Raw genomic sequence first — 13,500 nt, 5'->3', positions numbered from 1 at the left:
ACGCCCGGTGCCGCCTCTGCACACCACACCACCCGTATCCGATAGCTTACCCTGCCCGCCCGCGAGTGTGGCACGAATCTGGAGGTTTTCGCGGCATTTCCGCCGTACGGCAATGCCTGGCAGGGCGGATTCAATCGGATCCCAGCTCGCGCAGGCGCTCGAGGGCCTCTTCGATGCGCTCGACGGCGATCACGCGCATGCCGGGGATCTCGTGTTTGGGGGCGTTGGCCTTGGGCACCAGGGCCACCGTGAAGCCCAGCTTGGCGGACTCCTTGAGGCGCTCCTGGCCGCGGGGCGCCGGGCGGATCTCGCCTGCCAGGCCAACCTCGCCAAACACCACCAGCGCCCGGGGTAGCGGTCGGTTGGTGAGGGACGAGACGATCGCCAGCAGCACCGCCAGGTCGGCCGCCGGCTCGGCGATCTTGACGCCGCCCACCGCATTCACGAACACGTCCTGGTCGAAGCACACCACGCCGGCGTGGCGATGGAGCACCGCCAGCAGCATCGCCAGCCGGTTCTGCTCGAGCCCCACCGACAGGCGCCGCGGGCTGGGGCTGTGGGCGCTGTCCACGAGGGCCTGGATCTCGACCAGCAGCGGCCGGGTGCCCTCCTGGGTGACCAGCACGCAGGAGCCCGACACCTGCTGCCCGTGCTGGGACAGAAAGATCGCCGACGGGTTGGAGACGCCCTTCAGCCCCTTCTCGGTCATCGCGAAGACGCCCAGCTCATTGACGGCGCCGAAGCGGTTCTTGAAGGCCCGCACCAGCCGGAAGCTGGAGTGGGTGTCGCCCTCGAAGTACAGCACCGTGTCGACGATGTGCTCCAGCACCCGCGGGCCGGCCAGCGCGCCGTCCTTGGTGACGTGGCCGACCATGATCAGCGTGGTGCCGCCCTGCTTGGCGAAGCGCGTGAGCTGGGCCGCGCACTCGCGCACCTGGGCCACCGAGCCCGGCGCCGAGCCGAGGGTTTCGGAATAGACGGTCTGGATCGAATCAACCACCGCCACGTCGGGCTTGACGTCGCGCAGGGTGGCGAGGATGCGCTCCAGGTTGATCTCGGGCAGCAGCTGCAGGCCGTGGGCGTCGAGCTGCAGCCGGGCCGCCCGCAGGGCCACCTGCTCGGCGGACTCCTCGCCGCTCACGTAGAGCGCCTTGAGGCGGCCGGAGAGCAGCGCCAGCGCCTGCAGCAACAGGGTGGACTTGCCGATGCCCGGGTCGCCGCCGATCAGCACCACGCCGCCGGGCACCAGCCCGCCGCCGAGCACCCGGTCGAACTCGTCGATGCCGGTGGGCACCCGGGAGGTCTCCCGCGGGCGGATGTCGGCCAGGGTCTGCAGGCGGCCGCTGTCACCGGCCAGCGCGGCGAAGCGCTTGGCCACCGGCGCATCGGGCTCGACCACCGACTCGACCAGGGTATTCCAGGCCTGGCAGTGGGGACACTGGCCCTGCCAGCGGGGCGACTTGCCGCCGCATTCGGAACAGACGTGCACCGTCTTCGGCTTGGCCATCAGGCGGCGCGCCCCCGCACCACCACCGGCACGCGGGGCGCCAGCGCACAGAAGAGCTCGTAGCTGATGGTGCCCGCCGCCGTGGCCACCTCGTCGGCGGCGAGGCCCTCGCCCCACAGGGTGACCGGCGTGCCGACGCCCGCCTCGGGGAGGTGGGACAGATCGCAGGCCAGCATGTCCATCGAGACCCGGCCGAGGGTGCGGGTGCGCCGCCCGCCCACCAGGATCGGGGTGCCGGTGGGGGCGTGGCGGGGATAGCCGTCGGCGTAGCCGCAGGCCACCACGCCGACCCGCGTCGGCCCCTCGGCGACAAAGGTGCCGCCATAGCCGACCCGCTCGCCGGCGGCGATCTCCTGCACGCCGATGATCTCGCTGGTGAAGGTCATCACCGGGCGCAGGCCGATGGCCTCGGCGCTCTGCAGCGCGGGCATCGGCGAGCCGCCGTAGAGGATGATCCCCGGCCGCGCCACCTGCCCCAGGGCCTCGGGAAACCTCAGCAGCGCCGCCGAGTTGGCGAGGCTCACGGGGTAGTCCAGCCCGGCGCTGATCCGCCGGAAGGTGGCCAGCTGGCCGGCCACGCCCACCTCGTCGTCGGCGCGGGCGAAGTGGGTCATCAGGGTGATCCCGCGCACCGCCGGCAGGGCCCGCAGGCGCGCCAGGGCCGGCGCGAAGGTGTCGGCGGTGAAGCCGAGGCGGTTCATGCCGGTGTTGATCTTGAGCAGCACGTCGAGGGGCCCGGCCAGCGCCGCCCGCTCCAGCATGCCGAGCTGGGCGTCGTTGTGGATCGCCGGCGTGAGGCCCAGGGCCAGCACCTCGGCCAGGTCGGCCGGCTCGAAGAAGCCTTCGAGCAGCGCGATCGGCGCCGTGACGCCGGCGGCACGCAGGGCCCGCGCCTCGGCCAGATCGAGGAGCGCGAAGCCATCGGCGACATCGGCGAGGGCCTCGATCGCCCGCTCGAGCCCGTGGCCGTAGGCGTTGGCCTTGACCACCGCGAAGGCCCGGGCGCTGCCGGCCCGCTGTCGGGCGAGAAGATAGTTGTGACGCAGGGCCGCGAGGTCGATGGTGGCGCGGATCGGACGGGGCATGGGGAGACCTGGAACTAGGGTTTTCTGTCGGCCGACAGGCGGGCGATCTCGCTGATGGCGAAAGCGGCGAAGGTGTCGACCAGGCGGGAGCGGAACTTGTCCTTGAGCACGATGACTTCGAGGGGAGTATACAGCGGCGGGTCGAGGGGCACGCCCACCAGCGTGCCGGCGCGGATTTCGCCGAGGATCGCCGCGCGGGAGGCGATGGCGAAGCCGAAGCCCTGGGCCACCATGTGCTTGACGGTGTCGAGGCTGCCCACCTCGGCCGTCACCTTGACTTCCTCGGCCGACACCCCCGACGAGGCGAAGAACTGATCCACCAGGTCGCGGATCGCGTTGCCCGGATCGCGGTGGATCAGCGGCAGGCCGGCCAGTTGCGACGCCTTCACCGACGCCTCCCCCGCCAGCGGGTGGCTGGGCGGCACGATCAGCAGCAGGTCGTCCCGGCCGGCCTCGCGGCGCTCCAGGGTGGGCTCGTCGGTGACGATCTCGATGAGCCCCACGTCCAGGCCGCGGTCGATCACCCGGTTCTCGACGAACTGGGAGTTGCCCACCGACACCCGCGGCACCACCCGCGGGTAGAGCCGCTTGAACCCGGCGATCAGCCACGGCAGCCAGTAGGCGCCGATGGTCGTGCTGACGCCCAGGTGGAGCACGCCCGACAGCTCGTCGGTGAGCTCGGAGACCCGCATCTCCATCTCGTCGGTGAGGCCGAGGATGCGCTCCGCGTAGGCCATCACCAGATCCCCCGCCGGCGTGAGGGTGACGCGGCCGTGGCCCCGGTCGAACAGGCGGGCATTGAACTGCTCTTCCAGCTGCTTGATCTGGAAGGTCACCGCCGGCTGGGTCATGAACAAGGCTTCGGCGGCCCGCGTGAAGGAGCCGTGGCGCGCCACCGCGTGGAAAACCTGAAGGCGACGATCGGCCATAGGTTATAAAAGTGATTTATGGATGGTTATATTGGACCATAACATTGACCCCGTCGCCAGAAGCGCGCATAGCCTTCGTGGTATAAAGCGCGGTCCGTCAAATTCACCGAGCCCCGTCCGCCCGCGATGCCCTTCGGTTTTTACATGATCATGGCGGCGCAGTTCTTTTCTGCGCTGGCCGACAATGCCCTGCTGATTGCATCCATCTACCTGCTGCGGGAGATGCAGGCGCCCCAGGAGTACGAACCGCTGCTGAAGCTCTTCTTCACGGTTTCCTACGTGGCCCTGGCGGCCTTCGTGGGCGCGTTTGCGGACTCGATGCCCAAGTGGCGGGTGATGCTGATCAGCAACACCATCAAGATCGCCGGCTGCTCGCTGATGTTCTTCGGGGTGCATCCGCTGGCCGCCTATGCGGTGGTCGGCCTCGGCGCGGCGGCCTATTCGCCGGCCAAGTACGGCATTCTCACCGAATACCTGCCGGCCCGCCTGCTGGTCGTCGCCAACGGCTGGATCGAGGGGCTCACGGTGGGCGCCATCATCCTCGGCACCCTGGTCGGCGGCGTGCTCATCAAGCCGGCCATCGCCGACACCCTGCTGTCCCTCAATCTGCCCTACGTCGACACCGTGCCCGAGATCGCCCTGTGCGTGATCGGCACACTTTACGTCATCGCCGCGCTGTTCAACCTCAAGGTGCCCGACACCGGGGTGGACCACAAGGCCCTCAAGTCGAACCCCCTCTACCTCATCCACGACTTCAACCACTGCCTCAAGCTGCTGTGGCGGGACAAGCTGGGGCAGATCTCCCTCGCCACCACCACCCTGTTCTGGGGTGCCGGCGCGACGCTGCAGTTCATCGTGATCAAGTGGGCCGAGCAGGCCCTCCACCTCGACCTCTCCAAGGCCTCGATGCTCCAGGGCGTGGTGGCGGTGGGCGTGGCGATCGGCGCGGTCATGGCGGCGCGCATGGTGTCGATGCGTTCGGCGGTACGGGTGATCCCGCTGGGCATCGCGATGGGCATCATCGTCAACGTGATGATCTTCGTCACCGACATGTCCGTGGCGATGGTGCTGATGGTGCTGATCGGGGCCCTCTCCGGCTTCTTCGTGGTGCCCATGAACGCCCTGCTGCAGCACCGCGGCCACATCCTGATGGGCGCCGGGCACTCCATCGCGGTGCAGAACTTCAACGAGAACCTGTCCATCCTGGTGATGACCGGGCTGTACGCCTTCCTGATCCGCTCGGGCTTCTCGATCAACACCGTCGTGGTGGCCTTCGGCCTCTTCGTGGCTGGCACCATGTACCTCGTCAAGCTGCGCCACGAAGCCAACCAGCGCGAGTTCGACGCCGTCGCCCAGCTCGAAGACATCCGCCACTGACCCGCCCGCCGCGCGCCGCGCGCCCGGCCCCTCCCCTCCGGACACCCATTCAATGCACGCCATCATCGAGCCCGCCGCCACCGCACTCCACTGCCACCTCGACGGCGCCGACGCCAGCCTGCACCTCGACCGTGCCGACGCCCTCGCCCGCCTGCAGGCCTGGGGCGAGCGCTGCGGCGAGGCCGTGACCGCCAATGACGACGCGGCGCTCCTCGCCATCGGCCGCGAACTCCACGCCTGGCTCGACACCCCGGCGTGGATCAGCCAGTGGGCCCGCGACGAGGCCGTGCAGCGCCTCGAGATCCGCGCCCCCGAGCCCGCCGAGCCCCTCGCCGCCGCCCTCCTCGCCTGCCCGTGGGAGTTCATCGCCGACGAGCAGGGCTTCATCGCCGCCACCCGCGCCACGCCGCTGCACATCATCCGCGTGCGCGGCGAAGCCTCCGCCGACGACATCGAGGCTGCCGCCCGCGCCGTTGCCCGCCGCAGTGAAGCCGACGCCATCGCCGCCGCCGGCCAGCTCGACGAAGCCCTCGAGATCCTGCGGGGCGAGGTGCTGAGCGTCTTCGAGCGCCTCGAGGACAGCCGTGAGAAGGCCATCACCCAGGGCCGCATCGCCGACGTGCTCCTCGCCGCCGGCCAGCTCGACGAGGCCATGGCCCTGCAGCAGGAACGCCTGCCGGTGGTCACCGCCCTCGGCGACCCGGAAGGCCTCGCCCACATCCGCTACTCGATGGCCAACATCCGTCTTGCCCGCGGCGAGCACGAGAGCGGCAACCTGCAGCAGATCTACGAGGAGCTCACCGAGGCCTTCCAGATCAGCTGCCAGCAAGGCCACCCCGACGCGGTCGGCGGCATCGGCCTGCTGCTGGTGCAGGTGCTGGCGATGGGCGGCCTGCGCGACGAGGCCATCGAGACCCTCGACACCACCGAAGACGCCTTCACCACCCTGCGCGACCTCGACGGCCTGGCTCAGGTCAAGCAGCTGCGCCAGATGCTCGGCATCTGAACACTCCAAAGGCCGGGCGCCTCCCGGCCCGCCCCCCGTGGGGGGCAAGGACACTTCGGGCGGCCCCAGCTTTCCTTCAGATGCCGCCTCCCCGCATCAGCCCAGCCGGGTGTGGATGCGGACTTCCCCGGTCAGCAGGCGGTGCATCGGACAGCGGGTAGCGATGCGCAGCAGCTCGGCCCGCTGGGTGTCGTCCAGCTCGCCCTCCAGCAGCAGCTTCAGCGCGATGTCGTTGCCCTCCGCCGGCCGGCCCTCGGGGTTGAGCGCCAGCTCCACCCGCAGCCCCGCCAGCGGCCACTGCTTGCGGGCGGCCACCATCTTCAGGGTGATCGCGGTGCACGCCGCGAGGCTGCCGAGCATCAGGCGGTCCGGCGCCGGGCCCACGTTGGCGCCGCCCAGGTCGGCGGGCTCGTCGGCCCTCCACACATGCCCGAGATCGTCGGACAAGGTCACGAGATACGGGGTGTCCCCCAGAACGGCGGTGACGGCGGCGCTTCCTGACATGCTGGCTCCCATGGTCTGAATGATCGTCCCGGCGCGGCGGGCCTCTGCCGGCGCCGGTGTTGCCGCTCAAGTGTGCCGCAAAGGGACGGCCCCGGCGAGGGGCGCCGCAGACCACGCCCTCTTGCCGCACCAGTGTGGCCAGCCGCCGCCCCCCGCCGAGGGACTATGCCTCCCGCCCCCGCCCGTTGCGCCGGCCCCGCCCGGCCGCGATCCGCTTGACGTTTCCATCGGCACACATTAAATTAATAACCATTCTCATTTGCATTGATCGAGCGATGGCTCCGCCAGCACGGCCCGACGGGCTCGCGCCCCCGGACACCCCGCCCGCTTCAATGCCTCAGCCAGCCAGCGCCGCCCCCGGGCATGCCGCCAGCCAGCCAGGACACCGCCCGTCTGGAGCTCGACATGACCGCTGCCCTCTCGCCACGGGGCCTTGCCGCGCCGGCCCTGCCCGCGCCCTTCCTGGCCCTCTCGCGGCCACGCCCGACCAGGCCGGTGCGCCGGAGCCTGACCGGCGTCGGCATCGCCGTGCTGTGCCACGGCGCCCTGCTGGCGGCGATCATCGGCGCCGTCGGTGAGGAGCGGCCGCCCGTCGTCCCGCCCCAGCCCTACATGACGGTGAGCCTGCTCACGCCGCCCGGCCCGACGCCCGAACCCCCACGCCCCCAGGCCCCGCCGCAGCAGCCGAAGGAAGCCCGGCCCACGCCGCAGCCCCAGGCCGCGCCGTCCCCCAGCCGCAAGCCTGCCGAGCGGCCGACGCTCACCTCCGCCGCCACCGCCAGCAACGCCGCCGAAACCTCCGCGGAACCTCCGGCGCCCCCCGCAGCGCCGACCCCGGCCGCCGCGCCGATGCGCGAGGCCCCGGTCGCCATGGTGCCGCCGCGCTTCGACGCGGCCTATCTCTCCAATCCGGCCCCCGCCTACCCCAGCGCGTCCAGACGCATGGGCGAGGAAGGCCGGGTGCTGCTGCGCGTGCAGGTGGGGGCCGACGGCCGCCCCACCGACGTGAGCATCGCCAAGAGCAGCGGCTTCTCCCGCCTCGACGACGTCGCCCGCGAAACCGTGCTGCGCAGCTGGCGCTTCGTGCCCGCCCGCCAGGGCGACCAGGCCGTGGCCGGCACCGTCAAGGTGCCCATCGACTTCACCCTCAGCCCCTCCTAAGGAAACCCTCCATGACCGAATCCACCTTCAGCCTTGCCCAGATCTGGGCCCAGGGCGATGGCGTCTCCCATGCCGTCGCCATCATGCTCGCCCTCATGTCGCTGGCCTCCTGGTCGGTGATCTTCGTGAAAGCCTGGAGCCTCGTGCAGCTGCGCCGCATGAGCGGCGGCGCCAAGCAGTTCTGGCACGCCACCAGCTTCGAGGCCGGCATGGTGGCCCTCGCCCCCGCCGGCAACAACCCCTTCCGCGACCTGGCCGAACGCGGCACCGAGGCGGTCAGCCACCACACCCACCACCGGGACGAGCTGCACGGCGTGCTGGGCCTCAACGACTGGCTCACCAGCACCCTGCGCCAGTCCATCGACGACACCACCGGCCGCCTGCAGTCGGGCCTGTCGATCCTCGCCTCGGTGGGCAGCACGGCACCCTTCATCGGCCTCTTCGGCACCGTGTGGGGCATCTACCACGCCCTCGTCGGCATCGGCGCCGCCGGCCAGGCGACCCTCGACAAGGTCGCCGGCCCGGTGGGCGAATCCCTGGTGATGACCGCCGGCGGCCTGGCGGTGGCGATCCCGGCGGTGCTCGGCTACAACGCCCTGGTGCGCGGCAACAAGGAGATCCTGGCCAGCCTCAGGCACTTCGCCCACGACCTGCACGCCTACCTTGTGACCGGCGGCCGGGTGAAGAAGAACGCCCCGGCCAACGTCCATCCCCTCCCCCGCAAGGAAGCGCCATGAGCTTCGGAAACAGCCCCCTCGACGACGACGGCGAGGTGATGTCGGAGATCAACATGACGCCCCTGGTGGACGTGATGCTGGTCCTGCTGATCATCTTCATCATCACCGTGCCGGTAATCAACCACGCGGTGAAGCTCGACCTGCCCAAGGCCAGCAGCCAGGCCGAGGAGATCAAGCCCGAGAAGATCAATCTGTCGATCAAGGCCGACGGCAGCCTCGGGTGGAACGGCGAGGGCGTGGCCGAGGAGAACCTCGACGCCCGCCTCGAGGCCGCCGCCGCCCGCCAGCCCCAACCCGAGCTGCACCTGCAGGTGGACAAGCGCACCGAGTACGACCACGTGGCGCGCCTGCTGTCGGCAGCCAGCCGCCACGGCCTCGGCAAGGTGGCCTTCGTGACCGAACCGGCCCGGTAGCGCCCCCGGCGCAGCGCGCAAGAAAACGGCAACGAGGCGCGCCTTCGTTGCCGTTTTTCGTTCCGGTGCGTGACCCTAGGCCCCGGCTTCCGCCTCTGCCCCCACCGAGCGGGCACCGGACCACACCGACACCCGGTTACGGCCGCTCTTCTTGGATTCGTAGAGGGCGTTGTCGGCCTGGTCGATGAGCTCGGGTGCGTCCTTGGCCCCCAGTTTGATCGAGGCGACGCCGAAGCTGGAAGTGATGCGCAGCCCCGGGATGTCGCGCACCGCCGCGCCGGCCTGGGTCTCGATGCTGTGGCGCAGGCGCTCGGCCACCTCGGTGGCCTGCTCGATCGTCGAGCCGGGCAGGATGAAACAGAACTCCTCGCCGCCGTAGCGGCACAGCAGGTCGCCCTCCCGCAGGCCGGAGCCCATGCACTTGGCCACCGACTTGATGACCAGGTCGCCCACCGCGTGGCCGTAGCGGTCGTTGAAGGACTTGAAGTGGTCGATGTCGCCCATGATGCAGCACACCTCGCCGCCCTCGGCCAGCAGCCTGGCGTAGAGCGGGTCGACGGCGTCGAAGAAGGCGCGGCGGTTGAGGCAGCCGGTCATCGGGTCGCGGGTGGCGAGGCGATGCAGTTCCTCGTTCTGGCGGCGGATCTCGTCCTTCGAGGCCTCCAGCTCGGTGAGCGTCACCAGCAGCTGGTCGTTGATGCGATGGAGGATGGTCACGTCCGAGAAGTTGACCAGGCAGCCCCGCAGATGGCCCCGCCCGTCCTGGATCGGCAGGCAGCCGACGATGGCGCGCAGCGGCTCATCCTCGCCGGGGCGGGCGATCTCCACCGTCTCGCCGCTCACCGTGCTGCGGGAGCGCATCGCCCGGGCCCAGGGGTAGTCGTCGGGGGTGCCATGGAAACCGCTCACCAGCCACTGCAGCGCATTGGCCGGGGTGCCGGTGGCGAGGCTCCGGGCATCCGGGTGAAAGTTGCGGAACGCGTTGTTGGCGAGCATCACCCGGCCCCGCTCGTCGAGCACCATCACCCCCTCGGCAAGGGTGTCGAAGGCGGTGCGCACCCGGTCGGGCACGGCCTTGGCCGGGTCGAGGTATTCGAGCACCCGGCGCAGGTAGAGGTAGAACGCGCCGAAGGCCATCACGCCGATCACGCCCAGCACCACGAAGGGCGGATAGGTGAGCCACTCGACGAGGGATTCGGGCAGCACCGGACGGAACGCCAGCTCGACCTCCCCCCACGGCCGGCCTTCGGAGAACACCGGCACCCGCACCTGGGTGAGGGTGGACGAACCGTCCTCCGGCGGGTGCCAGTATTGCGGGTGATCGCCCGCCTGCACGAGCACCATCCCGCTGCGCTGGCGGACGGCCACCGAGCGCAGGTCGCGGTTGCGCTCGAGGACCTCCTGCAGGGTGGGGTGGAGGGCCGCCAGGTCGCCGGTCTGCAGCTGCGCGGTGGCCTGCACGGCCAGGCTCTCGCTGAGCTGCTGGCGCACCTGCCGGGCGATCTCGGAACGGTCCGGCAGCAGGCCGAACACCAGGTCCACCGCCATCAGCAGCGAGATCAGCAGCCCCACCAGCCCCAGCGCGATGCGCGCCACCGGGCTCAACCCGAGCGCGAGCCGGCTCATGGCCGCACCTCCATTCCTGCGTCGAACACTTCGGCAATGCCCATTTCGTCCTGTACCGCCTGATCGTCCATCACCCCCGCCCAGTCGCGGTCGTTTTCGTCTTCGGGGCCCAGCACCATCAGGGGGTCGAAGTTACGCCAGGCCGGCACCGAAACCAGCAGGCTGGCAACGAGCGCGCCGGCCCGGGTGGCCCACCACACGGCTCCCACCGACAGGGCGACCCCGGTCAGCTCGATGGCCTGCAGCACCACCCGCACATCCACCTCGCCATCCCGCTCCTGCAACGCGTCCCGCTGACCGCCGTCGCCCATCCGCAGCGCGGAGCCCGCACTGCCGGTGCTGGCCACGAGGCCGTCGCCCCGCAGCAGGAAATCCATCAAGGGGCCTTCGACCCCACCGCCCAGGCTCAGCTGGACCGGCGCGCGCTCGAGGCGCGGCGGGCCGCCGAGGATCTGATTGCGCACCCGCGAGGCCGGATCGGCATTGCCCGCGCCGTCGCGGCCCAGCCTCACCACCCCGTCGCCGGCGGACGCCGGATTGGGGGCCGGCGCCAGCCCTTCCAGCACGCCCGGGCGGCTGGGGAGGAAGGCGGGCATCTTGGTGGCCTTGTCGGCCTCCGCCGGCTTGGGCGCCGCCGGCGTGACGGTCGTCACCGGTGGCTGCTGCGGGTTGGCGGTCGGGCTGGTGGACGCGCCCGGGGCGCTCACCTGCAGGGAGATCGCCGCGCGGACGGCGCCGCTGTCGGCCTGGCCGTCGCTGGCACGGATCACCACCAGGGGCGCCGCCGCCCCGTCATGGACGAAGACCACCCGACCGGCGCTCAGTTCGGCCTGGGAGAAGGCCGCGATCGCCTCACCGGGGGCGCCGAGCAGCTCGAAATGCCCGCCGGTGGCGGTGTCGACGATGTAGCCGAGGCTCGCCAGCGCCGAGTCCACGTCCGCCGCCACGATCGCATCGGCGCCGAGGACGATCCGGCTCCCCGCCGGCAGCTCGAAGGCCACGCGGGTGATGACCGGCGCATCATTGACCGCCGCCACGTCGATGTGCAGGGTGTGGCTGGCCGCCTCCGTGTCGACGCCGCCATCGGCGGTGCCGCCGTCGTCCCGCACCCGGAAGAGCAGGGTCGCGTAGTCGTGGCCGTTCGCGTCGGGCGCCGGCTGGTAGGTGAGCCGCCCGGCGGCGATGTCGCTGGCCGCCACCCACTCGCCGGCCTCGACCGCCCGGCCGGCCAGCTGCAGCGCGCCCTGCCCCGGCAGCACGACGATCTGCACCGCAGCCAGCTGGTTGGGAGCGCTGTCCAGCACGTCCCGGAAACCAAAGTCGGCCAGCGTGAAGACATGGCTGCCGTCCTCCGCCATGTCGATGCGCCCGTCGCTGCCAGCGGGCATCTCGTTGCGGTTGGCCACCGTGACGGCCAGCGTCTGGCTCGCCGTGGCGAAGCCGTCGGAGACCTGGACGATCAGCTCGTAGACATTGTCTGCATTGGCATCCGCCGGCGCGTCGAAGTCGGGCGGGGCGATGAAGCGCAGCACGCCGCTGGCCGCATCGACGGCAAACAAGGCCCGGTCGGCGCCACCCACGATGCTGTATTGGAGGGCCTGGGCCGGGCGGTCCACATCGGTGGCGGCGAGCGTGGTCACCGCGGTGATGTTTTCCGCGACGTCGACGGCCAGGGCGTCGCCGCCGGCCAGCACCGGCGCGTCATTGACCGGGGTGACCTCGATCGCGACCCGGGCCGTCGCGCGGTCGCCGTCCGCGTCGGCCAGCGCGTAGCTGAAGCTGTCGCTGCCGTGGAAGTCGGGGTCGGGGGTGTAGCGGAAGCTGCCGTCGCCGGCCAGCACGAGGCTGCCATGACTCGGCCCGGTGACCAGCGTCCACCTGTTGCCGCCGTCGCCGCTGGGGCTGTCGTTGTCCGCCACCGAGCCGGTGAGCGCCTCGTCTTCGCGCGTCGTCCAGGCGTCGTCGGCCGCCTGGGGCAGGTCATCGACGGGCGTGACGGTGACGCTGACCCGCGCCGTGGCAGAGCCGCCCTGCCCGTCGCTGACGACGTAACTGAAGCTGTCGGCGCCGTGGAAGTCGGCATCGGGCATGTAGCGAATCGCGCCATCGACCACGCTCACGCGGCCATGGGCGCCCTGGGTGACTGCGGCGACGATCAGCACGTCGCCATCCACGTCGCTGTCGTTGGCGGTGGGGTCGAAGGTGAGGGGCGTGTCTTCGGCCGTGCTCACGCTGTCGGCCAGGGCGACCGGGTCGTCGTTGACGTTGGCAACCGTCAGGTCGAAGCGGGTGCTCGCCTGCGCGCTGCTGGCGTCGGTGGCGGTGACGGTGATCGATACGCGGCCCACGTCGGCATTGGCCGGGGTGCCGCTGAAGGTCCGGGTGGCGGCGTCGAAGCTGAGCCACGCGGGCAGACCGGTGGCGCTGTAGCCGAGGCTGTCGCCGGTATCCACGTCGGCAAAGCTGCCGGCGGGCAGCGTGAAGCGGAAGGCGCTGTCCTGGGTGGCGCGCTGGCCGGCGATGGGGCTGGCGACGGTCGGGGCGTCGTTGGTGCCGGTGAGCGTGATCGTCACCGTGGCGCTGCCGCCGTCGGTGGTCGCAACGTTGAAAACGTCGCTCACCACCTGACCCGCAGCGAGGGCGTCGAGGGCCCCGGCCGTGGCGTAGGTCCAGGTACCGCTGGCGTCGATGCTGAAGTGGCCGTAGGTGCCGAGGGTGTCGCTCTGGGCAACGACGCTGGCCGCCACGGCATCCGGATCAGTGAGCGTCAGGGAGCCCCCGATGGCCTGGGACAGGTCGGTCTCGGTGATGAAGCCTGCATCGCTGCCCAGGCTGGCAATGTCGTTGCTGCCGGTGATCGTCACCGTGACCCGCCGCGTCGTGCCGTCGGCGGTGCTCGCGGTGAAACTGTCGGTGTAGGTGGTGCCCGCGACGAATTCGTCATGAGCGCTGGACATCGTGTAAGACCACCCGCCACCGGCATCGAGGCTGAACGTGCCGTAGCCATTGCTGCCGGCGACCGCGCTCTGGACGACGAAGGTGGCCGGGCTGTCCACGTCGCTGACGGTGAGCGTGCCGCCGGTGCTCTGGGCGGCGTCGGTCTCGGTGAGGTCGGCCGTGTCGCTGCCGCCAATCTGGGCGGCGTCGTTGCTGCC

11 protein-coding genes are annotated in these 13,500 nt (G+C 70.9%); 5 read left to right on the top strand and 6 right to left on the bottom strand.

Translation table 11 applies throughout. From position 1 onward, the window contains the following. Positions 1-130: 130 nt before the first annotated feature. Genes radA through ACE3OU_RS10495 form a run of 3 tightly spaced genes read right to left on the bottom strand, consistent with a single transcriptional unit; the run spans position 131 to position 3,521 of the window. Entirely contained in the window at positions 131-1,507 is a 1,377-nt protein-coding gene (gene radA, locus ACE3OU_RS10505; RefSeq protein WP_374241513.1) for a DNA repair protein RadA, read from the bottom strand. Further along, a complete protein-coding gene (gene alr / locus ACE3OU_RS10500; RefSeq protein WP_374241512.1) occupies positions 1,507-2,592 on the bottom strand; it encodes an alanine racemase in 1,086 nt (361 codons plus the stop codon). Before alr ends, radA begins: the two co-directional genes overlap by 1 nt. A 14-nt stretch (positions 2,593-2,606) precedes the next feature. Next, positions 2,607-3,521 carry a LysR family transcriptional regulator gene (locus tag ACE3OU_RS10495; RefSeq protein WP_374241511.1) on the bottom strand — a complete coding sequence of 305 codons (915 nt, stop codon included), beginning with the start codon at positions 3,519-3,521 and terminating at the stop codon, positions 2,607-2,609. A 126-nt stretch (positions 3,522-3,647) separates the two neighbouring features. Between ACE3OU_RS10495 and lplT the strand changes: the two genes are divergently transcribed. Beyond that, positions 3,648-4,898, top strand: coding sequence for a lysophospholipid transporter LplT (gene lplT, locus ACE3OU_RS10490; protein ID WP_374241510.1), 1,251 nt, complete (start codon positions 3,648-3,650; stop codon positions 4,896-4,898). A gap of 52 nt (positions 4,899-4,950) precedes the next feature. Beyond that, the gene (locus ACE3OU_RS10485) at positions 4,951-5,904 is read left to right on the top strand and encodes a hypothetical protein (protein WP_374241509.1); all 954 of its coding nucleotides are present in this window, start codon (positions 4,951-4,953) and stop codon (positions 5,902-5,904) included. A 96-nt stretch (positions 5,905-6,000) separates the two neighbouring features. Here ACE3OU_RS10485 and ACE3OU_RS10480 read toward each other — a convergent pair whose 3' ends face one another. Next, positions 6,001-6,408: an OsmC family protein gene (locus ACE3OU_RS10480; RefSeq protein WP_374241508.1), complete on the bottom strand. Its 408-nt coding sequence runs from the start codon at positions 6,406-6,408 to the stop codon at positions 6,001-6,003. A gap of 405 nt (positions 6,409-6,813) precedes the next feature. Between ACE3OU_RS10480 and ACE3OU_RS10475 the strand changes: the two genes are divergently transcribed. Genes ACE3OU_RS10475 through ACE3OU_RS10465 form a run of 3 tightly spaced genes read left to right on the top strand, consistent with a single transcriptional unit; the run spans position 6,814 to position 8,719 of the window. Beyond that, positions 6,814-7,569 (top strand): energy transducer TonB, encoded by a 756-nt coding sequence (locus ACE3OU_RS10475; protein WP_374241507.1) that lies wholly within the window; start codon positions 6,814-6,816, stop codon positions 7,567-7,569. Positions 7,570-7,580: 11 nt separating this feature from the next. Continuing rightward, complete coding sequence (locus ACE3OU_RS10470; RefSeq protein ID WP_374241506.1) at positions 7,581-8,306, top strand: MotA/TolQ/ExbB proton channel family protein; 726 nt, start codon at positions 7,581-7,583, stop codon at positions 8,304-8,306. Further along, the gene (locus ACE3OU_RS10465; RefSeq protein WP_374241505.1) at positions 8,303-8,719 is read left to right on the top strand and encodes an ExbD/TolR family protein; all 417 of its coding nucleotides are present in this window, start codon (positions 8,303-8,305) and stop codon (positions 8,717-8,719) included. The genes ACE3OU_RS10470 and ACE3OU_RS10465 overlap by 4 nt, the downstream gene beginning before the upstream one ends. A 75-nt stretch (positions 8,720-8,794) precedes the next feature. On the opposite strand, the gene ACE3OU_RS10460 is transcribed toward ACE3OU_RS10465, so the two are convergent. Continuing rightward, the gene (locus ACE3OU_RS10460; protein ID WP_374241504.1) at positions 8,795-10,345 is read right to left on the bottom strand and encodes a diguanylate cyclase; all 1,551 of its coding nucleotides are present in this window, start codon (positions 10,343-10,345) and stop codon (positions 8,795-8,797) included. Next, positions 10,342-13,500 (bottom strand): Ig-like domain-containing protein (locus ACE3OU_RS10455; RefSeq protein ID WP_374241503.1); only part of this gene is annotated, 3,159 nt, incomplete at its 5' end. The genes ACE3OU_RS10455 and ACE3OU_RS10460, both read right to left, overlap by 4 nt.

Source organism: Zoogloea sp., from assembly GCF_041908905.1.
GTDB lineage: Bacteria > Pseudomonadota > Gammaproteobacteria > Burkholderiales > Rhodocyclaceae > Zoogloea.
This window is presented reverse-complemented; position numbering and strand designations above follow the sequence as displayed.

What these genes read in the sequence shown, in the direction of transcription:
- radA (WP_374241513.1), bottom strand. Translation starts at nt 1,507, where the DNA reads ATGGCCAAGCCGAAGACGGTGCACGTCTGTTCCGAATGCGGCGGCAAG.
- alr (WP_374241512.1), bottom strand. Translation starts at nt 2,592, where the DNA reads ATGCCCCGTCCGATCCGCGCCACCATCGACCTCGCGGCCCTGCGTCAC.
- ACE3OU_RS10495 (WP_374241511.1), bottom strand. Translation starts at nt 3,521, where the DNA reads ATGGCCGATCGTCGCCTTCAGGTTTTCCACGCGGTGGCGCGCCACGGC.
- lplT (WP_374241510.1), top strand. Translation starts at nt 3,648, where the DNA reads ATGCCCTTCGGTTTTTACATGATCATGGCGGCGCAGTTCTTTTCTGCG.
- ACE3OU_RS10485 (WP_374241509.1), top strand. Translation starts at nt 4,951, where the DNA reads ATGCACGCCATCATCGAGCCCGCCGCCACCGCACTCCACTGCCACCTC.
- ACE3OU_RS10480 (WP_374241508.1), bottom strand. Translation starts at nt 6,408, where the DNA reads ATGTCAGGAAGCGCCGCCGTCACCGCCGTTCTGGGGGACACCCCGTAT.
- ACE3OU_RS10475 (WP_374241507.1), top strand. Translation starts at nt 6,814, where the DNA reads ATGACCGCTGCCCTCTCGCCACGGGGCCTTGCCGCGCCGGCCCTGCCC.
- ACE3OU_RS10470 (WP_374241506.1), top strand. Translation starts at nt 7,581, where the DNA reads ATGACCGAATCCACCTTCAGCCTTGCCCAGATCTGGGCCCAGGGCGAT.
- ACE3OU_RS10465 (WP_374241505.1), top strand. Translation starts at nt 8,303, where the DNA reads ATGAGCTTCGGAAACAGCCCCCTCGACGACGACGGCGAGGTGATGTCG.
- ACE3OU_RS10460 (WP_374241504.1), bottom strand. Translation starts at nt 10,345, where the DNA reads ATGAGCCGGCTCGCGCTCGGGTTGAGCCCGGTGGCGCGCATCGCGCTG.